Source organism: Marisediminicola sp. LYQ134 (assembly GCF_046599635.1).
GTDB lineage: Bacteria > Actinomycetota > Actinomycetes > Actinomycetales > Microbacteriaceae > Marisediminicola.
The window spans coordinates 1721768-1743211 of sequence record NZ_JBKIWP010000001.1 but is presented as its reverse complement, the minus strand read 5'-3'; the positions used below and the strand labels follow the sequence as shown (position 1 = coordinate 1743211).

Below are 21444 nucleotides of genomic sequence, written 5' to 3'. Positions count from 1 at the left end.
AGACCGCCCCCGGCGGGCTCGCGTGGGCCCGTTTACTTCATCGTGTCGCTGATGATCTGCATCACCGAGGTGTCGGCCAGGGTCGTCGTGTCACCGATCTCGCGGCCCTCCGCGACATCCTGCAACAACCGCCGCATGATCTTGCCCGAGCGGGTCTTGGGCAGCTCATTGACGATGAAGATCTGCCGCGGTCGGGCGATCGCCCCGATCTGCTCGGCCACGTGCCCGCGCAAGAGAGTCGACGCTTCATCCGCGGTCTGCTTCGCCGCTTGCTTCGACCTCAGGATCACGAACGCCACGACGGCCTGACCCGTCGTCTCATCGGCGGCACCGACGACGGCGGCCTCCGCGACGATCGGGTGAGACACGAGGGCCGATTCAATCTCCGCCGTCGACAAGCGGTGGCCCGAGATGTTCATGACGTCGTCGACGCGACCGAGAAGCCAGATGTCGCCGTCGGGATCGACGTGCGCCCCGTCGCCCGCGAAATACTTCGCGTCGCCGAGTGCCTCGAAGCGCGACCAGTAGGTCTCGCGGAAGCGCTCGGGGTCACCCCAGATGCCGCGCAGCATCGACGGCCAGGGCTCGGAGACCACGAGCAGCCCGCCGTTGGGCGGGTCGACGCGCGAGCCGTCCTCGCCGAGGACGTCGATCGTGATCCCGGGGATCGGCACTTGAGCGGAACCGGGCTTGAGCGTCGTGAGCCCGGGGAGGGCGGAGATCATGATCGCCCCCGTCTCCGTCTGCCACCACGTGTCGACGATCGGCGTGACGCCGGCCCCGATCACCTCGCGGTACCAGATCCATGCCTCGGGGTTGATCGGCTCACCGACCGAACCGAGCAGACGCAGACTGCTGAGATCAGACGCCTGGGGGATCTCGCGCCCGAGCTTCATGAACGTGCGGATCGCGGTCGGCGCCGCGTAGAGGATGCTCACGCGGTACTTCTCGATGAGCTTCCACCAGCGACCGGGCTCCGGGGCGTCGGGCACCCCCTCGTACATGACCTGGGTCGCGCCGTTGGCGAGCGGCCCGTAGACCACATAGCTGTGGCCCGTGACCCACCCGACGTCGGCGGTGCACCAGAAGACATCCGACTCGGGGTGCAGATCGAAGACGTTCCTGTGCGTGAACGCGACCTGCGTGAGGTATCCGCCACTCGTGTGCAGAATGCCCTTCGGTTTCCCGGTCGTGCCCGAGGTGTAGAGGATGAAGAGCGGATGCTCGGCCTCGAAGCCGAGCGCCTCGTGCTCGTCGGCGGCGTCGGCCATCGCATCGTGCCACCAGATGTCGCGGTCATCCGTCCACTCCACCTCGTTCTCGCCGCGGCGCACGACGAGCACGTGCTCGACGCTGTGCTCGCCCGGCTTGGCGAGGGCGGCATCGACGGCGGGTTTGAGCGGAAGCACGGCGTTCTTGCGCCACCCGCCGTCGGCGGTGATGACGAGGCGCGCGTCGGCGTCGTCGATCCTCGCGCGCAAGCTGTCGGCGCTGAACCCGCCGAAGATCACGGAGTGCACGGCGCCGATTCGCGCAACGGCGAGCATCGCGACGACCGCCTCGGGGATCATCGGAAGGTAGACGGCGACGCGGTCGCCGGCGACGATGCCGAGGTCGAGGAGGGCGTTCGCCGCGCGCTTGACCTCGGCCGTGAGCTCGGCGTAGGTGATGGTGCGGGAGTCGCCGGGCTCGCCCTCCCAGTGGATCGCGACGCGGTCGCCGTGGCCCGCGATCACGTGTCGGTCGAGGCAGTTGTATGCGACGTTGAGCTCGCCGTCGGCGAACCACTTCGCGAACGGGGGGTTCGACCAGTCGAGAGTCTCGGTGAAGTCCTTGTGCCAGTGCACGAGAGAGCGGGCCTGTTTCGCCCAGAACGCGAGCCTGTCGTCGGCGGCCTCGGAGTAGAGCGACGGAGTCGCGATCGACCCCTCCGCGAAACTCTCGCTCGGCGGGAACCGCCGGGTTTCGAGCTGCAAACTGTCGATCGAGTTGCTGGCCATGGGGATCCTCTTCGATCTCGAGAAGCCCGGGCGGGCTCCATCTGGGGCGTGGACCGAGTCTAGGGAGAGACCGAGGGTCTGTCAGGACGAATCGGGGGGCGACGCGGTCGACCCGACGCGGAAAAATGGTGCGCCGGCACTCTCCTTTTTTGCAGGGTCGAGAGCTACAATGGCGAAGTCGATTTGATTCGATGAGCGATGCCGACGATTCCCCCCAATCAGGCGTCGCTGTGGCGGCACCAGTTTCCCCCAACCGGTGCCGCCCCTCTTCTTTAACGAGCGCGTCTGCGGGTTCACGCTCCTCTCCTCCCGCTCCGGCGGTCGACGCGAGAGCGCACGCCGACGCGAGCTCCGCGCTGAAGTGCCTCGCGAGGGTCGACCATCGGGGGATGCGGCTCGACTGCGACACCGACGGCGTCACCCCGGGGGCGGGAGCGCGTGCATTTGCCACCCCCGTTCCTTTCGTCGCTGCGCGACCCGAGCACACCGACGTCGAGGGTGGCCCGGGCGGTTCGGGTGATCCGGGGGTGGTGGGCGGCGGCGGCCAGGCCCCCGGTCGTGCTGCTCGTGGTGGTGGCGTTCGCTCGGCCCCCGACCGCGCTGGAGCCGCGGAGTTCGGTCACCTCGCCGACGTCATCTCCGACGGCACCGTGACGGATGTCTTCGTCAACGGGGTCGGGCCCTACTGGGTCGATCGTGGTGCGGGGCTCGAGCGGGAACCCGACCCCGGCGTGAGCGAGATCGAATTGCGTGCCCTCGCCACGAGACTCGTGAGCGCGGGAGGACGACACATCGACGAGGCCGCGCCGTGCGTCGACGTGCGGCTGCACGACGGCATCCGCGTGCACGCCGTGCTTCCACCCGTGTCGCCGGCCGGAACCCTCCTCTCGGTGCGACTCCCCCGGGCCGTGCGCCTCACGATCGACGACCTCGAACGCGGCGGCTTCTTCGCCGTCGTGGCGCGGTCCGTGGTGCTCGAGCTCGTGCGAGAGCGCCGCAACATCCTCCTGACCGGAGCGGGAGGCAGCGGCAAGACGACGGCGCTCGCCGCACTCCTCGCGGGGGCGCGTGCCGCGGACCGCATCGTCGCGATCGAAGACGTCGCCGAACTGCGCGTCGACCACCCCCACTTCGTCGGACTCGAGGCACGCCAGGCGAATATCGAGGGCGCCGGTGAGGTGACGCTCACGCGACTCGTGCGCGAAGCACTGCGGATGCGGCCCGACCGACTCGTGCTCGGCGAGTGCCGCGGCGCGGAGATCCGCGAGCTGTTCTCCGCCCTCAACACAGGCCACGACGGGGGAGCGGGCACGCTGCACGCCAACTCCCTCGCCGATGTTCCCGCTCGACTCGAAGCGCTCGGCGCTCTCGCCGGACTCGACGCGACCGCGACCGCGCGCCAAGCCGTGAGCGCGATCGACGCCATCCTGCATCTCGAGAGAACGGATCGCGGCAGGCGCATCGTGGCGATCGGTCGGTTCGCGCTCGACGCTCGCGACCGGCTCGCGGTCGTGCCGATGGGTGGCGGTGACGGTGGCAGCGGTGGTGGCGGCGGGGACACCGGCGGCGGGGCGGGTGGGCAATCCGATGGCCACGCGTGAGCCCGGACTCGAGGCGGTCTCGTCGAGCGTGCACCGGCTCGGCGTGCTGCTCGGCGCCGGAGTCTCGCCCGTCTCGAGCTGGGCGCACGTCGCGGCGCTCGGAACCGCTCACACGACACCGCTCCTGACCGCCGTCGCGCGGGCGACCTCGCGGGGTGCGCCGGCCGACCGAGCCATTCTCGAGGGGCTCGAGCTCGCCCACCCGAGCCATCGCGGGGCGTGGCGCGCGGTCGCCGCGGCGTGGCGCGTCGCCACGGTGTCCGGCGCCCCGCTCGCCCCGACTCTCGGCGAGGTCGCCGCGTCGCTGCGGTCGGTCGCCGCAGTGCAGCGCGACCTCGGTGTCGCGCTCGCCGGCCCCGTGGCGACGGCTCGACTCGTCATGGTGCTCCCCGTCGTCGGGCTTCTCTTCGGGGTCGCGCTCGGGTTCGACACGATCGGCGCACTCTTCACGACTCTCCCCGGCGGTGTGTGCCTCACCGCGGGTGCCATGCTCATGGGCGTCTCGGCGCTGTGGAACTCGCGCTTGCTCGCACGAGCGCGGCTCGACGACGCGACCCCCGGCATCGAGCTCGACCTCACGGCGATCGCGGTCTCCGGGGGTGCGGCGCTCCCTCGAGCGCGGACGACCGTGCGCGAGGCGATCGCCGCGTGCGGGCTCGCCGATTCCGGCGGCGTGCGGCGGGACGCGGGCGCACCCGCAGCCGGGTCTGCTGCCGAGTCTGCGCGCGAGCCCGCCCGTGAGCCCGACGCCGTCGATGCGGTGCTCGGGCTTTCCGAGCGCGCGGGGGTTCCCGCGGCCGTGCTCTTGCGGAGCACGGCCGACGAAGTGCGCCGCGACGCGCGCAGCGAGGGAGAGCGTCGGGCCGCGTCGCTCGCGGTGACGCTCATGCTCCCCCTCGGCATCTGCGTGCTCCCCGCCTTCATGCTCCTCGGTGTCGCGCCGCTCCTGCTCTCGGTCATCTCGTCCACAGTCGACGGATTCTGACCTCCTCCGACCGTGTCGGTCTCGACGTCCCACGACGGGAGCACGGATGGCAGCCTCGATGCGAGCCTCTCCCTTATGTAAGGAACGTCATGACTCTCCACGCCGCAGTCCCTCCCGTCCCTCCCGTCCCTCCCGCCGCGGCCCGCCGCGCCGTCGCCGACCTCGCTCCGTCGGCCCGCGACCACGCGTCCGACCCGATCGATACGGCGCTCGCCTCGGGCCCCGGCCCCGCATTCCTCGACGATCGGGGTGCGGCCACTGCCGAATACGCGATCGCGACGATGGCCGCCGTCGGATTCGCGGGGCTGCTCGTCGTCATCATGCGCAGCGACCAGGTGCGGGGAATCCTCACCGACCTCGTCGAGCGTGCGCTGACCTTCGCCGGGTGACGCCGTGAAGCGGGTGTCTGCCGACGGCGAGCGCGGCAGCGTCACGGCCGAATTCGTCGTCGTGGTGCCGGCGATCGTCATGGTCCTCGTGCTGTGTCTGCTCGCGATGCAGGCGACCACGCGGCAGGTGCGGTTGCAGGATGCCGCGGCCGACGCGGCTCGCTCCCTCGCCCGCGGCGACGACGCCTCGGCGGCATCGGCGCTCGCGAACTCCCGCGTCGCGGGGGCCGTGCTCGCGTCGGAGACGCGCGGTGACCTCGAGTGCGTGACCCTCACGGCTCCCGGGGGAGCGGCGGGCGGGGTTCTCCAGCTCGTCTCGCTCACGGCCGGGTCGTGCGCTCTCGGCGGCGGGCGGTGACGTGGTCGAGCCCGACGCCGCCGCATCCGCTCACGATTCGGGTGCCGCCGCCGTGCTCGCCATCGCGATCGCCGCTGCGACGGTCGTGTTCGCGGTGGCCGTCGCGTCGCTCGCAGGCGCGCTCACGATTCGACAGGGAGTGGTCGGTGCGGCGGATGCGGCGGCGCTCGCGGCAGCCGACGCCGCGAGCGGCGCCGTCGCGGGAGCGCCGTGTGCGCTCGCCGAACACATCGCGAGCGTCAACGGTTCGGAGCTCACGGCATGCGTCGTCGACGGGCTCATCGCGACTGTCGAGGCGAGTGCCGTCGTCGCCGGACTGCCCGTGCGCGCTCGCGCCACCGCGGGCCCGCCCGAGTCGGGATGAATTAGGAGGCCTACGCAGTTGGGTGTGTATGGTGTGCGTTGTCGGTCGCTCTCAGGGCGGATCGGCCCGGCCGGGGCGCAGAACCCGCCCGGTGGCGCGGTTCGCGCAGCGATTCGCACCGTGGAGCATCGGCGCAGCGCACGACACTCGACGCGGCAGAAGACGCCGTCGTCGTCGATCAATGCAGCACCCCAGTGAACGCAATACCCATCAGTGCAACAACGGCAGTATGAGCAAGGAGTCCCGTGGCAGTCACGAAGCGACTGGTGATCGTGGAGTCACCCGCGAAAGCGAAGACGATCGCCCAGTACCTCGGCGAAGGGTATGAGGTGCAGGCCTCGGTCGGCCACATCCGCGACCTCATCGAGCCGAAGAACCTTCCCGCTGCACTCAAGAAGGGGTCGCTCGGCAAGTTCTCCGTCGACGTCGACAACGGCTTCGAGCCCTACTACGTCGTGTCGGACCAGAAGAAGAAGACCGTCGCCGATCTCAAGCGCGCGCTCAAGAACGCCGACGAGCTCTATCTCGCCACTGATGAGGACCGCGAGGGCGAGGCCATCGCGTGGCACCTCCTGCAGGAGCTCAAGCCGACGGTGCCCGTCAAGCGCATGGTGTTCCACGAGATCACGAAGGAGGCCATCGAACGCGCTCGCGACAGCACCCGCGACATCGACACCGCCCTCGTCGACGCTCAAGAGACCCGTCGCATCCTCGACCGCCTCTACGGCTACGAGATCTCGCCCGTGCTGTGGCGCAAGGTCGGCCCGGGCCTCTCCGCGGGCCGCGTGCAGTCTGCGGCGACGCGTCTCGTCGTCGAGCGTGAGCGCGAGCGCCTCGCCTTCACCGCGGCGACCTACTGGGACCTCTCGGCCAAGCTCGCTCCGAGTGCCGACGCGACCGCGTTCGACGCTCGGCTCGCTCGTGTCGACGGCGCCAGAATCGCCCAGGGCAAAGATTTCGACGACCGCGGGCAGCTCAAGAACGATGCTCGCGTGCTCGTCGAGGAGTCGGCCGAAGCGCTCGCGCTCGCGCTGCGCACCGACGCCACCGTCGCCGTCTCGAGTGTCGAGTCCAAGCCGTACACGCGCCGACCCGCCGCACCGTTCACGACGTCGACGCTGCAGCAGGAGGCCGCGCGCAAGCTGCGCTTCACCGCGCGCCAGACCATGAGCGTGGCCCAGGGTCTCTACGAGAACGGCTACATCACCTACATGCGAACGGATTCGCCGAACCTGTCACAACAGGCCGTCGACGCCGCTCGCAAGCAGGCCGCTCAGCTCTACGGCTCGGAGACCGTGCCCGAGAAGGCGCGGATGTACAGCGGCAAGAGCAAGAGCGCACAAGAGGCGCACGAGGCCATCCGTCCCGCGGGTGACACCTTCCGCACCCCGTCGCAGCTCGAAGGAACGCTGCGCGGCAACGACTGGAAGCTCTACGACCTCATCTGGAAGCGCACCGTGGCGTCGCAGATGGCCGATGCCAAGGGTGCGACCGCATCCGTCGTGCTCTCCGCGAGCGTCGCCGAGCGCCTTGCGGCCTTCCCCGGCACCGGACCGACCGTCGCCGAGTTCACCTCGAGCGGCACCGTCATCACCTTCCGCGGGTTCATGCTCGCCTACGAGGAGGGCAAAGACGAGGAGCGCAACCAGTCCGCCGAGCCCGCCGAAGCGAAGCTCCCCCCGCTCGAGGTCGGCCAGAGCCTCACCGTGTCGAGCGTCGACGCCAAAGGGCACGAGACGAGCGCCCCGCCGCGCTACACCGAGGCGAGCCTCGTGAAGACCCTCGAAGAGCTCGGTATCGGGCGCCCCTCGACCTACGCGTCGATCATCTCCACGATCATCGACCGCGGCTACGTCACGCCGCGCGGCCAGTCGCTCGTGCCCAACTGGATCGCCTTCTCGGTCGTGCGACTGCTCGAAGAATTCTTCACCGAGCTCGTGCAGTACGACTTCACCGCCGGCATGGAGAGCGACCTCGACCTCATCGCCGGAGGCTCGCAAGACCGGGTCGACTGGCTCACGAGCTTCTACTTCGGCGGAGACAAGCACCGCGGACTCCGCAACGTCATCGACAACCTCGGCGACATCGATGCGAAGACCATCAACTCGATGCCGCTGACCGACGACATCACCCTGCGCATCGGAAAGTACGGGCCCTACCTCGAGGTCGCGCCCGACGAGCCCGTCGCCGAGGGCGCGGAGGCACCGACGCCTCGCCGAGTCAACCTGCCCCTCGACCTCGCTCCGGATGAACTCACCGCACAGAAGGCGCAAGAGCTCGTCGACGCGCCCGTCGTCGTCGATCGGGTCATCGGAATCAACCCCGACAACGGCAAGCAGATCGTCGCGAAAGACGGCCGCTTCGGCCCATACGTGACCGAGCTCGAGGTCGAACCCGAGCCCGACGCGGCACCCGTCGACCAGGCGACGGGGGAGATCCTCGGCGCGGCGGCCAAGGCTCCCGCGAAGAAGCCCGCGAAGAAAGCGGCCGCCGTCAAACCGCGCACCGCCTCGATCTTCAAATCGATGGACCTCGCGACCGTCGACCTCGCCACGGCCCTCAAGCTGCTCTCGCTTCCTCGAACGGTCGGCCAAGACCCCGAGACCGGTGAAGACATCACCGCGCAGAACGGCAAGTTCGGGCCCTACCTCAAAAAGGGAACGGACTCCCGGTCGCTCACCGAAGAGGATCAGATCTTCGAGATCGACCTTCCCGGCGCGCTCGAGGTGTTCGCGCAGCCGAAGTACGGCGCTCGTCGAGCGTCCAGCGCCCTCAAAGAGTTCGAGGCCGACCCGGAGAGCGGCAAGCCGATTCGCATCAAGGACGGTCGCTTCGGTGCCTACGTGACCGACGGCGTGACGAACGTCACGATCCCGCGCGGCGAGACGATCGAGGAGATCGACTTCGACCGCGCCGTGCAGATGCTCGCCGACAAGCGTGCGAAGGGCCCGGCTCCGAAGAAGACGGCAGCAAAGAAGCCGGCGGCCAAGAAGCCGGCAGCGAAGAAGCCGGCGGCCAAGAAGCCGGCAGCGAAGAAGCCGGCAGCCAAGCCCGCTGCCTCCAGTACGGCGAAGACGCCCACGACCACGAAGGTGGCAGCAGCCAAGCCTGCCGTGCGGGCGGGCGCGGCGACCGCCGCGAGCGTGACGGTCGAGGACACCCGGGCCGACGCGACGTGACCGGTCTCTTCATCACCCTCGAGGGCGGTGACGGGTCGGGCAAGTCGACCCAGTCGGCCCTTCTGACGCGGTGGCTGGAGTCGACCGGCGCGACCGTCGTGCACTCCCGCGAGCCGGGCGGCACCGAGCTGGGTATCGAGCTCCGCGAGATCATCCTTCACCGCCGCGGCTACATCGCGCCGCGCGCAGAAGCGCTGCTCTACGCCGCTGACCGCGCGCACAACATCGCCACACGAGTGCGACCGGCGGTCGAGCGCGGCGACATCGTGATCCAGGATCGCTACCTCGACTCCTCGGTGGCCTATCAGGGCGCCGGGCGCGTGCTCGATCCCACGGAGGTGCGCGACCTCTCGGTGTGGGCGACCGAGGGGCTCCTTCCCGACCTCACGGTCCTGCTCGACCTCGACGTCGCGACGGGTCGCGCGCGACTCGACGCCGACGCGAAGGTGTTCGACAGGCTCGAAGCCGAAGCGGCCGAATTCCACACGCGCGTGCGCGACGGGTACCTCGCCCTCGCCGCCGCCGAGCCCGACCGGTTTCTCGTCGTCGACGCGACCCTCCCCGTCGACGAGATCCACGCGCTCATCGTCGCCCGCGTCACGACCCTGCGCTGAGCCCGTCGTGCCCGCGCGCAGACCGGCGGTGCTCACACCGGCAGTGCTCACGGTGCCAGCGCTCACGACGCCAGTCCCCATACCGCCGGCGCTCGCACAACCGCGTCGTCGGTGCCGATTAGGCTGATCGCATGTCTGTGTGGGACGACCTGACCGGCCAGCCGGACGCGATCGCGGCGTTCCGCGCTGCCGCGCAGCAGACCGCCGACGGCGATGCGAGTCGGGCGATGACGCACTCATGGCTCGTGACGGGGCCCCCCGGTTCCGGGCGCTCGAACCTCGCGTTCGCGTTCGCCGCCGCACTCCTCAGTGGCACCCCCGACGGTGACGATGTGACGTCGAAGCAAGTCGCGGCACGCACGCATCCCGACCTCGCGGTGCTGAGCACGGAGCGCGTGATCATCACGATCGACGAGGTGCGCGCTCTCGTCAAGAGCTCGAACTACTCACCGTCGGTCGCGCGCTACCGCGTCATGATCATCGAAGACGCCGACAGGATGCGCGAGAGCGCCTCGAACGTGCTCCTCAAAGCCCTCGAAGAACCACCACCGCGCACCGTCTGGATTCTGTGCGCGCCGAGCGAAGCAGACCTCATCCCCACGATCCGCTCGCGAGTGCGCAGTGTGAGGTTGCGGGTGCCGAGCGTCGACGACGTCGCGTCGCTCATCGCGCGCCGCGATCACGTCGACGCCGATGTGGCCCAGCGCGCCGCGCGCGAGGCGCAGAGCCACATCGGAATGGCGCACCGTCTCGCAACCAACGCCGAAGCACGGGACCGCCGCGATCGCACGCTCTCGACGGCCCTCGGCATCCGCTCGGTCTCCGACGCGGTCGTCGCGGCCGCGACCCTGCTGGCGCTCGCGGGCGACGACGCGAAGGCGATCACGACCGAACGCGACGCGGAGGAGCGCGAGAGTGCCCTGCGATCGCTCGGCGTCGCCCCGGGCGGCACGGTGCCCCCGGCGTTGCGAGCCCAACTGCGCACGCTCGAAGAAGACCAGAAGCGCCGCGCGACGCGCAGCCTGCGCGACGGTATCGACCGCATCATGGTCGACCTGCTCTCGCTCTATCGCGACATCCTCATGCTGCAGCTCGGAGTGGGCAGCTCCCTCGTCAACGCGCACATCGAGCGCGAGGTGCGCACGGCGAGTGCCGAGTCGACAGCGGAGCAGACCCTCGCAACGATCGACGCCATCACGCTCACGCGCAAGCGCATCGAGGGCAACGTCGCTCCCGCGCTCGCCCTCGAGGCGATGCTCGTCACCGCGGCGCGCGGGACCCGCGGATGACGCGGGCGCACCAGCCTGTGGTGGAGCGTCGAAGCGGGGCCCGCCGCGGTCGCGCTGCCGCCGTGCTCGCAACGGTCCTCGCCGCGGCGGTCGCGCTCACGGGGTGCGTGTCGGCCTTCATCCCCGAGCGGTCCGCGACATCCACCCCCACGGGCGAGACCGTCTCCGCTCAACTCGAACCGTTCTACGGCCAGGTGCTCGAGTGGACCGCGTGCGAGGGCGGTTTCCAGTGTGCGACCGCGATCGCGCCCCTCGACTGGTCGGAGCCGTCGCGCGGCGAGATCGACCTCGCGCTCATCCGCTCGACGGCGCCGAGCGACCCGATCGGTTCGCTGCTCATCAACCCCGGCGGTCCGGGAGGCTCCGGCTTCGATTTCGTGCGCGACAGTGTCGACTTCGCCGCGTCACCGCGACTGCAGGAGCGATACGACATCGTCGGCTTCGACCCCCGCGGGGTCAACAGGTCGTCGGCGGTGTCGTGCTACGACGACCCCGCCGAACTCGACGCCTACCTCTTCGATCTCCCGTCGGCCGAGCCCGGCACGCCCGAGTTCATCGCCGAGTCCGAGCGCGTGACGGCCGCGTTCGGTGCGGCGTGCCTCGAGCACACCGGTGATCTGCTCGGTCATGTCGACACGGTGAGTGCGGCGAAAGACCTCGACATGCTCCGGGCCGCTCTCGGAGACGCGCGGCTCAACTACCTGGGCTACTCCTACGGCACCCTCCTCGGGGGGACGTTCGCCGACCTCTTCCCCGGCAAGACCGGTCGACTGGTGTTCGACGGCGCCATCGATCCGGCGACCACCGACTTCGACGTCACCCGCACGCAAGCGGAGGGGTTCGAGAGTGCGCTCGAGGCCTACCTCGAGGACTGCCTCACGTCGTCGGCGTGCCCGTTCCGCGGGTCGGTCGACGATGCGGCGGGGGATATCGCGGCTCTCCTCGACAGTCTCGACGCGAGTCCCCTCCGGGCGACAGACGGCCGTCAACTCGGCAGCCGGACGATGTTCTACGCGATCATCCTCCCCCTCTACAGCGCGGAGAGCTGGCCCGTGCTCACCGAGATGTTCGCGTCGGTGCTGCAGGGCGAGGCCGACTACGCGTTCCAACTCGCCGACAGTTACTACGCCCGCGACGCCGACGGGGTCTACGCCGACAACTCGACGGAGGCGTTCATCGCCATCAACTGCCTCGACTACACGTCGTCGGGCACGCCGGAATCCCGCGAGGAGGAAGCCGAGCAACTCGCCGAGGTCGCCCCCGTCTTCGGTCCGACGATGTCGGGCGGGGGAACGTCCTGCGCCGAGTGGCCGTTCGAGTCGACCCGCGAGCGCACCGAGATCGCCGCGGAGGGCTCGGCTCCCATTCTCGTCGTGGGCACGACCAACGACCCCGCGACTCCCTATATCTGGGCGCAGAGTCTGAGCGAGCAGCTCGAGAACGGCCACCTCGTGACCTACGACGGTGAGGGTCACACGGCATACAACAAGTCGAATGCGTGTGTGGACGACGCGGTCGACGACTTCTTCCTCGAGGGCACGGTGCCGCGAACCGATCCGCTCTGCTGACAGCCCCTTGCTGCAAGTTTGCAGTAACTGCAAGAATAGATCCGTGATCACTCCCGCGCCCGGCCTTCGCGAGCGCAAGCGCGCCGCAACCAAGTTCTCGATCGAGTCTGCGGCCCTCACCCTCATCGACGAACGCGGGTTCGAGAACGTGACGGTCGAAGAGATCAGTGCCCACGCGGATGTCTCCCCCCGCACCTTCTTCAACTATTTCGTGTCGAAGGAGGCCGCCGTCGTCGGTGAGGGCCCGCAGTTTCCGGAGGGCGACGACATCGAGCTCTTCGTGGTCGCCGCGAGCGAACGAGCCCTGCTCCCCGACCTCGCCCACCTGCTCACCCTCGCCGCCGACGCGACCCCGGGAGACAAGGCGCTCTCGGCGATGCGTCGCCGCATTCTCAAGGGCAACCCGCAGCTCTTCGCGATGCGCATCGCGACGATGCGCTCGTTCGAGGATGAGCTCGCCCTCGTGGTGGCGCGCCGGCTCGCCCACGACGATCCCGCGCTCGCCTCCGACGACGCCGTGCTCGCCGACCGCGCGAGGCTCGTGACCCTCGTGGCCTTCGGTGCGCTGCGTCACGCGTGGGCGAGTTGGGCGGATTCCGACGGCAGCGTGTCGCTCGCCGACCGCGTTCTCGACTCGTTCGCGATCCTGCAGCAGGTGGCCGGGCGAACCGCACCGGTTTGATCGGCTAAGCTTTCATGCTGTGCCGCCGGGAGACCGGATCGTCACGCCGCCTTAGCTCAGTCGGTAGAGCATCTCACTCGTAATGAGAAGGTCGTCAGTTCGATTCTGACAGGCGGCTCCGTCACTCGATCAGGCGTCCGCGTCGTGTTGCTCGCCGTGCGTACCGCCCGGAGCCGGGCACCGCGGCGAACCGCGGCACCCGACCAGCGCTAGCGGATGATGCCGTGCGAGAGCGCCTGTGCGTGCACGCGCTCGTCGTCCATCGCGGCTCGAGCCTCGAGAACCGAGGCGGTCACCGGTGGCCGCGAGCCCCACACGATCATCGCCACGCCGACGCGCGCAACGAGCGACCCGAGCGGGGTCGGCCGAGACACGTGCCGCGTCTCGCCCTCGAGCGACGAGTCGATCGTGACCACCACGCGCCTCGTCACCGTGATGGCGGCGGTCGCCGTGACCTCCGTCGTATCGACGACAGTCTGACGCGCGGGCCGGTCGAGAACAGTGTTCATGATGGTTCTCCTTTCTGCCGACCTCGGGAACCGGTCGGCGGGGCGACGCGCCCCGGCCGCTGCAGCAGCACGTTCGCATCCTGGGGGTCGGGCACGGACCGGGCAGACGGATGCCTGCGCGGCGGAGAGGGGCGACCGACGCACGACCGTGCGCTGCGACGGATGTCGCGGGGTCGGCCGCTGATCAGACAGCGGCGGGGAGCGTCGGCGAGACCGGAATGGTCAGGTGCCGAGACTGCTCGAGAGCGGGACTACGCGGGGAGCGTGCTGCTCAGGCGGCAGAGAACGGAGCGACGCAGGGGGCGATAGACGGCGTGAATGCGAACGTCATGGCGTGCTCCTTTCGGTGAATCGATGCGGTGCGAGCGGGTGCCCTGCGAACCGGGTCTGACAGTAGCAGCCGCGTGACGGCGAAGGGAAGAGGCAATCGAGACGGGTTCAGATGAGCACGATGCTCAAGCCGGCCCACAGCACGACGGAGAGCGAACCACCGATCAGGCGGTTGCGGCGGCTTGCGCCGGGGGCGGTGAGGGGAAGCGTCGGCCATCGCAGCACGGCACCGGCCGCGCCGATCGCGATGGCGACGACCGCGATCATCCACAGCCACCAGGGGAGAGGCGCATTGGCGGTGATCACCGCTTTCACCGCCACCGCGATGAACACGACCTCGACGAACGAGGTCACGAGCTGCACGCGGTCGCGCGGCGGTTTCTTGCCCGGGCGCCAGGACCGCACCGCGTAGGCGGCGGGAAGACCGACGAGCGCGGCGATGCCCGCGACGAGCAGAACGGTGACGATCATGATGCCGCCTCCCCGACGAGCTCGGCGTCGAGCAGATCGACGCCTGCGGCGTCGACGTTCGTCGCGCTGTCGACGACGACGAACGCCGCGCGCCCGGCCTCGCGGTCGAGGGCGAGCATGCTCGCGAACCCTCCCGTGCGGCCGTTGTGCCAGGTGACGACACGGTCGGGCTCGGCCGCGGCCCCGGGCTCGGTCGAGACATGCCAGGCGTAGCCGACCTCGAGGGCGTCGTCCACGGTCGACGACGGGTCGAGAGCCGCCGAGCCGGGTGCTGAGCCGTCGAGCAGCGCAGACGCCCAGATCGCCATGTCGCGCGGGGTCGAGCGGATGCTCCCCGACGGCGCATACGACCCGAGAGTCCACGCGTCGGAGTGGCGTCCGCCGGCGGTGAGCCCGGTGGGGGCGTCGGCGGGCAGATCGTCGGCCCGCTGCGGAACCGTCGTCTGCGTCATCCCGAGCGGACCGAGGATGCGGGCCTGCAGCAGCATCGCGTAGGCATCGGGATAGTCCGTCGTCGCCAATCCCGGGGTGCTTGCGACAGCGACAGCGTGCCCCAGAAGCGATATTCCCATGTTGGAATACGAGTAGTCGCCGCGCCCGCCCAGGGACTCGCTCCGCGCGTGGTCGAGAAGCTCGTCGAAGTCGTAGCCATACGGATCCGTTCCGAACGCGACCGAACGGTAGTTGGCGAGGATGGCCCCGAACCCGCCGGGCACACTCGGGAGGCCGGAGGTGTGCTGCGCGAGTTCCGCGAGGCTGACCTCGGCGATCGGGGCTCCCTCCAGGTCGAGGTACTCGCCGACCTCGTCGTCTGCAGAGACGTCGCCGCGCTCGATGGCGTCGGCGAAGAGTGCCGCGGTGAACGTCTTCGACACGCTGCCGATCTCGTACACGGTGTCGTCGGCGGCGCCGAAATGAGCGGTCGAGACCGAATCGCCGTCGACCACGACGACACTCGCCGTGCGGAGCGCCCCGGCGCTTTCGAGCATCGGACGACTCGCCTGAACGAGGTCGGGGTCGCCCGCGACGTCGGTCGACAGAGCGGGCCCGCGGGGAACCACGGCGACACCGAGAGCGACCACGGCGACGGCGACGGCGATCGCGAGGGCGCGGAGACGAAAGGAGGTCTGAGGCATGGCGGATGTTCCTGGTCGGGGTCAGTACAGACCGGCGGCGGTGAGGATGACGAGCAGCGGCACGAGCTTCGCCGCGGGGATCGAATAGCGTCCGCGACCGGGTGACTCGAGCCACCCCGCCGAGACGAGCTGGTTGACGTGATGGTAGATCTGGCCGGTGGTGCCGAACCCCTCGAGGGCGGCGAGCTCGGCGACCGTCGACGCCCCGTTCGCGACGACGTGCAGGATGCTCAAGCGCGTCGGGTGGGCGAGCGCGGAGATCGCGGGCGCGACGGTGTCCCAGTCGCGGCCGAGAAGTGTGTCGGTGGCGGCGCCGATCTGCCACTCCGCGTGCATCCCGGTCGGCAGGTCGACGGCCCCCGTGAAGACGACACCGCCCGGCGGCGGCAGTTCGGTCTTGAGCCGCGTGAGTGCCCAGAAGATCTCGGGGTCGAGTGCCGGCGCCGCGACGTCGCCCGCGCCGGGAGCCGCCGCAGCCCCCTGATCCGCCGCCGACAGGATGCCGGCGCCGTCGTCGAGGCGCTGCTCGAGCAACTCGATGCGGCGTTCCATCGCCGCGAGGCGGTCGACGAACGGATCGCTCTCGGTCCTGACCATGCTCAAATTCTACGGAATTACGTAATAAGCGCAAGAGGAGTGACGCCAGGTCGCGCTGGTAGGTTTCTGGAGGCGCTGCACCGCGCGGTCCGCACTGAGGAGGAACCCATGCCCGGAACACTTCGATGGGGAATTCTCGGCCCCGGCGGAATCGCCCGCCAGCAGACATCCGACCTGATCGGATCGGGGTTCTCGGTCGTCGCCGTCGGTTCCCGGTCGCTCGAGTCGGCGCAGTCGTTCGCCGACGAGTTCGGCATCGCGCGAGTTCACGAGGGCTACGACGCCCTCGTCGCCGACCCCGAGGTCGACATCATCTACGTCGCGACGCCGCACTCGCACCACTACGAGCACACCAAGCTCGCGCTCGAGGCGGGCAAGCACGTGCTCGTCGAGAAGGCCTTCACCGTCACGGGTGATCAGGCGCAGATTCTCGCCGAACTCGCCGAGCAGCGCGGTCTCGTCGTGCTCGAGGCGATGTGGGCTCGCTTTCTGCCGCACATGGCGCGCATCCGCGAGATCATCGCGGCGGGCACCCTCGGCGAGGTGCGCACCCTCCTCGCCGATCACAATCAGAAACTGCCGACCGACCCCGAGCACCGCCTCAACAACCCGGCCCTGGCCGGGGGCGCTCTGCTCGACCTCGGAATCTACCCCGTGTCGTTCGCGTGGGACGTCTTCGGAGCGCCGGACACGACTCTCGCCCACGCGGCGCTGACCGAGACGGGCGTCGACCGCCAGACCGCGATCACCTACGGGTACTCCGGCGGCCGTCAGGCCGTGCTGCACACGGCGCTCGACGCCCTCGGCTCGAACCGGGCGACCGTGATCGGCACGGAGGGCCGCATCGAACTGGACTCCGTCTGGTACAACGCGACGTCGTTCACCGTCTTCGACCGGGCGGGTACCGTGCTCGAGCGGTACGAGTCCGACATCACCGGTCGCGGCATGCAGTTCCAAGCGGCCGAGATGGAGCGCCTCGTCGAGAACGGTCTGCTCGCGGGCGAGCTCCTCCCCCCGTCGCAGAGCGTCGCCATCATGCGCTCGCTCGACGACATCCGTCACCAGATCGGCCTCGACTACCCGGCCGATATCATGGCGGTCTGACCCGCACGGCAGCGGGAACCACCTCGAGAGAACGGATTCTCGTGAGCAGAGCGCTCTTCATCATCGACGTGCAGAACGACTTCACCGAGGGGGGCGCGCTCGGTGTCGAGGGCGGCACTGCGGTCGCGGCGGGCATCACCGAGCTCCTCGAGCGGGCCGCGAGCGACTACGACCACGTGTTCGCCTCCCGTGACTGGCACGACGCCGTCGGTGACAACGGGGGCCACTTCGCTCTCGACGGTGCGACACCCGACTACGTCGTCACGTGGCCCGTGCACTGCGTCGCCGAGACCGAGGGCGCCGCCTACCACCCGTCTCTCGACACGTCACCGGTCACCGTCCACGTGACCAAGGGGCAGGGCGTGCCCGCGTATTCGATCTTCGAGGGCACGACGGATGCCGGCGAGACCGTCTCCGCCGCCCTCGAGTCGCTCGGCGTGACCGACATCGACGTCGTCGGTATCGCGACCGACTACTGCGTTCTCGCGTCGGCTCGCGACGCCCTCGACGCCGGTCGCCGCGTGCGCGTGTTCCGCGACCTCGTCGCGGGCGTCGCGCCCGAGTCGAGCGCGAAAGCGCTCGCCGACCTCGCGGACGCCGGGGCCGTCATCACCGAGTCGCGCTGATGCTCGGGCGGGGGCTCCGCGCTGTCATCCCGATCGTGCTGATTCTGGCCTGGCTCGCCGGCGCCGCGATCGGCGGGCCATACTTCGGCCGCATCGACGAGGTGTCGACGAACGACCAGACGAGCTTTCTGCCCGCGACATCCGAGTCGACGGTGGTGCAGGAGAGCCTCGGGGACTTCACCGACTCCTCGGCGATCCCCGCCGTCGTGGTGTTCGACCGCGACGGGGGGCTCACCGACGACGATCGGGCCTTCGCGGCCGACATCGCCGAGAGCCTCGGTGATTTCGAGGGGGTCGTCGACGGGGCATCCCCCGCCATCGAGTCCGACGACGGTGAGGCGTTCCAGGTGTTCGTGCCGATCTCCTCCGAGGGGTCGGCCGACATCATCGACGCCATCCGGGTCTACCTCGAGACGCAGACTCCCGACGGGCTGACCCACTTCGTCACGGGCCCCGCGGGGTTCACCGCCGACATCGGCGCGGCGTTCAGCGGCATCGACGGAATCCTGCTCCTCGTGGCGCTCGGTGCCGTGCTGCTCATCCTCCTCGTGGTCTACCGATCACCCCTCCTGCCCTTCCTCGTGCTCGGCACGTCGCTCTTCGCTCTCTCGGTGAGCATCCTCCTGGTCTGGCAGCTCGCTCGCGCCGAAGTCGTGACCCTCAACGGCCAAGTGCAGGGCATCCTCTTCATCCTCGTGATCGGGGCGGCGACCGACTACTCGCTGCTCTACGTCTCCCGCTATCGCGAAGCCCTCGAGACCGTCGAGTCGAGGTGGGATGCCACCGTGCTCGCGTTCAAGGGCAGCCTCGAGCCGGTGCTCGCGTCGGGAGGCACCGTGATCGCGGGTCTCCTGTGCCTGCTGCTCTCCGACCTCAACTCGAACAAGGCGCTCGGGCCCGTCGCGGCGATCGGTGTGGCCCTCTCGATGCTCGCGTCACTCACCCTCCTTCCCGCGCTGCTTCTCGTCGCCGGACGGGCGTCGTTCTGGCCCTTCCGACCGCGGTTCGACGCGACGCTCGCGCTGTCGTCGATCTCTCCGACGACCCGCCCTCGTCGAGCGCGCGGAGTCTGGGGTGGCATCAGCAGGCTCATCGCCGCCCGCGCGCGGGCGGTGTGGGTCGTCGCGACCCTGCTGTTGCTTGTGGCGTCGATCGGCGTGCTGCAGTTGCGCGCCGACGGTGTGGCGCAGAGCGACCTCGTGCTCGGGCAATCCGAGGCCCGCGACGGTCAGGAGGTGCTCGGCGAACACTTTCCCGGCGGATCGGGGAGCCCCGCATTCATCCTCGGATCGGCCGACAGCATCGACGACCTCGCCGACGCCGCTCTCGACGTGTCGGGTGTCGACTCCGTGGTCGCCGTGTCGGACGACAGCCCGAGCGGCACCGTTGCCGCCGGATCGGATGCGGCGGTCGGACCCGCGGGAGGCCCGCCCGGCGAGCCGACCGTCGTCGACGGCACCGTGCTGCTGCAAGCGACCCTCGCGGTCGCGCCGGACTCCACGGAGGCCGACCGGGCGGTCCTCGACCTTCGGGACGCCGTGCGGTCGGTCGACGACGGCGCCCTCGTCGGCGGAGTGACGGCGACCGCCGTCGACACCGATCGCACCGCCATCCACGACCGCACCCTCATCATCCCGATCGTTCTCGTCGTGATCCTGCTCATCCTCATGCTCCTGCTGAGATCGATCCTCGCCCCCGTGCTGCTCATCGCGAGCGTCGTGCTGTCGTTCGGCGCGGCCCTCGGAGTCTCCGCGCTCGTCTTCAACGGGGTGCTCGGGCTCCCCGGTGCCGACCCGTCTGTTCCGCTGTTCGCGTTCGTGTTCCTCGTGGCACTGGGGATCGACTACAACATCTTCCTCATGACGAGGGTGCGCGAAGAGAGCCTGCGTCTCGGCACGCGCGAAGGGGTTCTGCGGGGGCTCTCCGTGACGGGCGGCGTCATCACGTCCGCGGGCATCGTGCTCGCGGCGACGTTCGCGGCGCTCAGTGTCATCCCCATCCTGTTCCTCCTGCAGATCGCGTTCATCGTGGCGTTCGGCGTGCTGCTCGACACCCTCCTCGTGCGCTCGCTGCTCGTGCCCGCGCTCGCCTACGACATCGGGCCGCGCATCTGGTGGCCCTCCGCGCTCTTACGAGCGAATGACCGCGCCCGATCTCCCGAGGAGACCCGATCATGACTGTGACCGAAACCGCACTACTCGCGGGTGTTCCCGACAGGCTCTTCATCGGCGGCGAGTGGGTCGAGTCGACCTCGGGCCGGGCCATCGAGGTCCGGGACCCCGCGACAGGGCTCGTGCTGAAGACCGTGGCGGATGCCTCCGTGGCCGACGGTGCTCGTGCGCTCGACGCCGCGGTCGCCGCCGCGCCGTCGTGGGCCGCGACACCGGCGCGCGAGCGCGGCGAGATCCTCCGCCGGGCCTTCGACCTCCTGCAGGAGCGCCGGGAGGAGTTCGCTCTGCTCATGACGCTCGAGATGGGCAAACCCCTCGCCGAGTCGCGCGGGGAGGTGACCTACGGCGGCGAGTTCCTCCGCTGGTTCGGCGAGGAGGCGGTGCGCATCGCGGGCCACTACGGCCCCAACCCCGAGGGCACCGGAACCATGGTCGTGAGTCACCGTCCTGTGGGTCCGTGCTACCTCATCACCCCGTGGAACTTCCCGCTCGCGATGGCGACCCGCAAGATCGCGCCCGCGATCGCCGCCGGGTGCACGTCTGTCGTGAAGCCCGCCGAGCTCACCCCGCTCACGACGCTCCTCTTCGTGCAGCTGCTCGCCGACGCGGGGCTGCCCCCGGGGGTCGTCAACGTCATCACGACGTCGACCGCGGGAGACGTGAGCGAGCCGATCATTGCCGACCCGCGCCTCCGCAAACTGAGCTTCACGGGATCGACCCCCGTGGGTGTCTCACTCCTGCGGCAGGCCGCGGGGGGAGTGCTGCGCACATCCATGGAGCTCGGCGGCAACGCACCGTTCGTGGTCTTCGACGACGCCGACCTCGACAAGGCTGTCGAGGGGGCGCTGCTCGCGAAGTTCCGCAACGTGGGTGAGGCGTGCACCGCAGCCAACCGGTTCATCGTGCACGAGTCGGTGGCGGAGGAGTTCGCCGAGAGGGTCACCGCGGCCGTGAGCGAATTCGTCGTCGGTCGCGGCACCGACGACGGCGTGCGCATCGGCCCGCTCATCAACGACGAGGCGGTCGCCAAAGCGGGAGCGCTCGTCGACGACGCCGTCGCGCGCGGGGCGACGGTGCGCACCGGGGGAGCAGCGCTCGAGGGCGACGGAACGTTCTTCGCCCCGACGGTGCTCACGGGTGTGGCGCGCGGGAGCGACATCCTGCGCGAGGAGATCTTCGGTCCCGTTCTCGCCATCTCGACCTTCGCCGATGAAGCCGAGGCCGTCGCGATGGCGAACGACACGCAGTACGGCCTCGTGAGCTATGTCTTCACTCGCGATCTCGCACGCGGACAGCGGATGATCGACGCCCTCGACACGGGGATGATGGGGCTGGGCGTCGGGGTGATCTCGAACGCGGCCGCCCCCTTCGGTGGCGTCAAGCAGTCCGGGATCGGGCGCGAGGGCGGGGCGCTCGGCATCCACGAGTACCTCGAGACCAAGTACACGCTCATCGCGCCGGCGTCGTGAGG

The 21444-nt window shown here is 69.7% G+C and carries 19 protein-coding genes and 1 tRNA gene; 15 read left to right on the top strand and 5 right to left on the bottom strand.

The window, feature by feature from the left end; genetic code table 11:
* Window positions 1-32: 32 nt before the first annotated feature.
* Complete coding sequence (gene acs, locus ACLHIH_RS08315; RefSeq protein WP_411316250.1) at window positions 33-2000, bottom strand: acetate--CoA ligase; 1968 nt, start codon at window positions 1998-2000, stop codon at window positions 33-35.
* A gap of 389 nt (window positions 2001-2389) precedes the next feature.
* On the opposite strand from acs, the gene ACLHIH_RS08310 reads away from it, so the two are divergent.
* From ACLHIH_RS08310 to ACLHIH_RS08260, 11 genes are all read left to right on the top strand, one after another.
* The gene (locus tag ACLHIH_RS08310; protein ID WP_411316248.1) at window positions 2390-3601 is read left to right on the top strand and encodes a TadA family conjugal transfer-associated ATPase; all 1212 of its coding nucleotides are present in this window, start codon (window positions 2390-2392) and stop codon (window positions 3599-3601) included.
* Window positions 3588-4586 carry a type II secretion system F family protein gene (locus ACLHIH_RS08305; RefSeq protein WP_411316247.1) on the top strand — a complete coding sequence of 333 codons (999 nt, stop codon included), beginning with the start codon at window positions 3588-3590 and terminating at the stop codon, window positions 4584-4586. The genes ACLHIH_RS08310 and ACLHIH_RS08305 overlap by 14 nt, the downstream gene beginning before the upstream one ends.
* Before the next feature lie 197 nt (window positions 4587-4783).
* Window positions 4784-4975, top strand: coding sequence for a DUF4244 domain-containing protein (locus ACLHIH_RS08300; protein WP_411316340.1), 192 nt, complete (start codon window positions 4784-4786; stop codon window positions 4973-4975).
* Between the two features lie 4 nt (window positions 4976-4979).
* On the top strand, window positions 4980-5333 hold the full coding sequence (locus ACLHIH_RS08295; RefSeq protein ID WP_411316246.1) for a TadE family type IV pilus minor pilin: 354 nt from the start codon (window positions 4980-4982) through the stop codon (window positions 5331-5333).
* 1 nt (window position 5334) lies between these two features.
* Window positions 5335-5697, top strand: a complete 363-nt coding sequence (locus ACLHIH_RS08290; protein WP_411316245.1) for an Rv3654c family TadE-like protein — start codon at window positions 5335-5337, stop codon at window positions 5695-5697.
* A gap of 245 nt (window positions 5698-5942) precedes the next feature.
* Entirely contained in the window at window positions 5943-8876 is a 2934-nt protein-coding gene (gene topA, locus ACLHIH_RS08285) for a type I DNA topoisomerase (RefSeq protein ID WP_411316244.1), read from the top strand.
* Window positions 8873-9490: a dTMP kinase gene (gene tmk, locus ACLHIH_RS08280; protein WP_411316243.1), complete on the top strand. Its 618-nt coding sequence runs from the start codon at window positions 8873-8875 to the stop codon at window positions 9488-9490. Before topA ends, tmk begins: the two co-directional genes overlap by 4 nt.
* 131 nt (window positions 9491-9621) lie before the next feature.
* Window positions 9622-10779: a DNA polymerase III subunit delta' gene (locus tag ACLHIH_RS08275; protein WP_411316242.1), complete on the top strand. Its 1158-nt coding sequence runs from the start codon at window positions 9622-9624 to the stop codon at window positions 10777-10779.
* The gene (locus tag ACLHIH_RS08270) at window positions 10776-12347 is read left to right on the top strand and encodes an alpha/beta hydrolase (RefSeq protein WP_411316241.1); all 1572 of its coding nucleotides are present in this window, start codon (window positions 10776-10778) and stop codon (window positions 12345-12347) included. The genes ACLHIH_RS08275 and ACLHIH_RS08270 overlap by 4 nt, the downstream gene beginning before the upstream one ends.
* Window positions 12348-12390: 43 nt before the next feature.
* On the top strand, window positions 12391-13029 hold the full coding sequence (locus tag ACLHIH_RS08265; RefSeq protein ID WP_411316240.1) for a TetR family transcriptional regulator: 639 nt from the start codon (window positions 12391-12393) through the stop codon (window positions 13027-13029).
* Window positions 13030-13074: 45 nt separating this feature from the next.
* Window positions 13075-13147: transfer RNA gene (locus ACLHIH_RS08260), tRNA-Thr, on the top strand.
* Window positions 13148-13238: 91 nt separating this feature from the next.
* Here the strand turns inward: ACLHIH_RS08260 and ACLHIH_RS08255 are convergent.
* The 4 genes from ACLHIH_RS08255 to ACLHIH_RS08240 all read right to left on the bottom strand — a co-directional run bounded on the left by ACLHIH_RS08255 (window position 13239) and on the right by ACLHIH_RS08240 (window position 16072).
* The gene (locus tag ACLHIH_RS08255; RefSeq protein WP_411316239.1) at window positions 13239-13538 is read right to left on the bottom strand and encodes a hypothetical protein; all 300 of its coding nucleotides are present in this window, start codon (window positions 13536-13538) and stop codon (window positions 13239-13241) included.
* A 438-nt stretch (window positions 13539-13976) separates the two neighbouring features.
* Window positions 13977-14339, bottom strand: coding sequence for a hypothetical protein (locus tag ACLHIH_RS08250; protein ID WP_411316238.1), 363 nt, complete (start codon window positions 14337-14339; stop codon window positions 13977-13979).
* Window positions 14336-15475 carry a serine hydrolase domain-containing protein gene (locus tag ACLHIH_RS08245; RefSeq protein WP_411316237.1) on the bottom strand — a complete coding sequence of 380 codons (1140 nt, stop codon included), beginning with the start codon at window positions 15473-15475 and terminating at the stop codon, window positions 14336-14338. The genes ACLHIH_RS08250 and ACLHIH_RS08245 overlap by 4 nt, the downstream gene beginning before the upstream one ends.
* Window positions 15476-15496: 21 nt before the next feature.
* The gene (locus ACLHIH_RS08240; RefSeq protein WP_411316236.1) at window positions 15497-16072 is read right to left on the bottom strand and encodes an ArsR/SmtB family transcription factor; all 576 of its coding nucleotides are present in this window, start codon (window positions 16070-16072) and stop codon (window positions 15497-15499) included.
* 108 nt (window positions 16073-16180) lie between these two features.
* Between ACLHIH_RS08240 and ACLHIH_RS08235 the strand changes: the two genes are divergently transcribed.
* Genes ACLHIH_RS08235 through ACLHIH_RS08220 form a run of 4 tightly spaced genes read left to right on the top strand, consistent with a single transcriptional unit; the run spans window position 16181 to window position 21442 of the window.
* Complete coding sequence (locus ACLHIH_RS08235) at window positions 16181-17176, top strand: Gfo/Idh/MocA family protein (RefSeq protein ID WP_411316235.1); 996 nt, start codon at window positions 16181-16183, stop codon at window positions 17174-17176.
* 41 nt (window positions 17177-17217) lie between these two features.
* Window positions 17218-17802, top strand: coding sequence for an isochorismatase family protein (locus ACLHIH_RS08230; protein WP_411316234.1), 585 nt, complete (start codon window positions 17218-17220; stop codon window positions 17800-17802).
* Window positions 17802-19979: an MMPL family transporter gene (locus tag ACLHIH_RS08225; protein ID WP_411316233.1), complete on the top strand. Its 2178-nt coding sequence runs from the start codon at window positions 17802-17804 to the stop codon at window positions 19977-19979. The genes ACLHIH_RS08230 and ACLHIH_RS08225 overlap by 1 nt, the downstream gene beginning before the upstream one ends.
* Window positions 19976-21442: an NAD-dependent succinate-semialdehyde dehydrogenase gene (locus ACLHIH_RS08220; RefSeq protein WP_411316232.1), complete on the top strand. Its 1467-nt coding sequence runs from the start codon at window positions 19976-19978 to the stop codon at window positions 21440-21442. Before ACLHIH_RS08225 ends, ACLHIH_RS08220 begins: the two co-directional genes overlap by 4 nt.
* Window positions 21443-21444: the final 2 nt, after the last annotated feature.

Excerpts from the sequence above, each read along its gene's own strand:
- ACLHIH_RS08255 (WP_411316239.1), bottom strand. The coding sequence starts at position 13,538 with ATGAACACTGTTCTCGACCGGCCCGCGCGTCAGACTGTCGTCGATACG.
- ACLHIH_RS08270 (WP_411316241.1), top strand. The coding sequence starts at position 10,776 with ATGACGCGGGCGCACCAGCCTGTGGTGGAGCGTCGAAGCGGGGCCCGC.
- ACLHIH_RS08250 (WP_411316238.1), bottom strand. The coding sequence starts at position 14,339 with ATGATCGTCACCGTTCTGCTCGTCGCGGGCATCGCCGCGCTCGTCGGT.
- ACLHIH_RS08220 (WP_411316232.1), top strand. The coding sequence starts at position 19,976 with ATGACTGTGACCGAAACCGCACTACTCGCGGGTGTTCCCGACAGGCTC.
- ACLHIH_RS08275 (WP_411316242.1), top strand. The coding sequence starts at position 9,622 with ATGTCTGTGTGGGACGACCTGACCGGCCAGCCGGACGCGATCGCGGCG.
- ACLHIH_RS08305 (WP_411316247.1), top strand. The coding sequence starts at position 3,588 with ATGGCCACGCGTGAGCCCGGACTCGAGGCGGTCTCGTCGAGCGTGCAC.
- ACLHIH_RS08245 (WP_411316237.1), bottom strand. The coding sequence starts at position 15,475 with ATGCCTCAGACCTCCTTTCGTCTCCGCGCCCTCGCGATCGCCGTCGCC.
- ACLHIH_RS08310 (WP_411316248.1), top strand. The coding sequence starts at position 2,390 with ATGCGGCTCGACTGCGACACCGACGGCGTCACCCCGGGGGCGGGAGCG.
- ACLHIH_RS08225 (WP_411316233.1), top strand. The coding sequence starts at position 17,802 with ATGCTCGGGCGGGGGCTCCGCGCTGTCATCCCGATCGTGCTGATTCTG.
- ACLHIH_RS08235 (WP_411316235.1), top strand. The coding sequence starts at position 16,181 with ATGCCCGGAACACTTCGATGGGGAATTCTCGGCCCCGGCGGAATCGCC.
- acs (WP_411316250.1), bottom strand. The coding sequence starts at position 2,000 with ATGGCCAGCAACTCGATCGACAGTTTGCAGCTCGAAACCCGGCGGTTC.
- ACLHIH_RS08240 (WP_411316236.1), bottom strand. The coding sequence starts at position 16,072 with ATGGTCAGGACCGAGAGCGATCCGTTCGTCGACCGCCTCGCGGCGATG.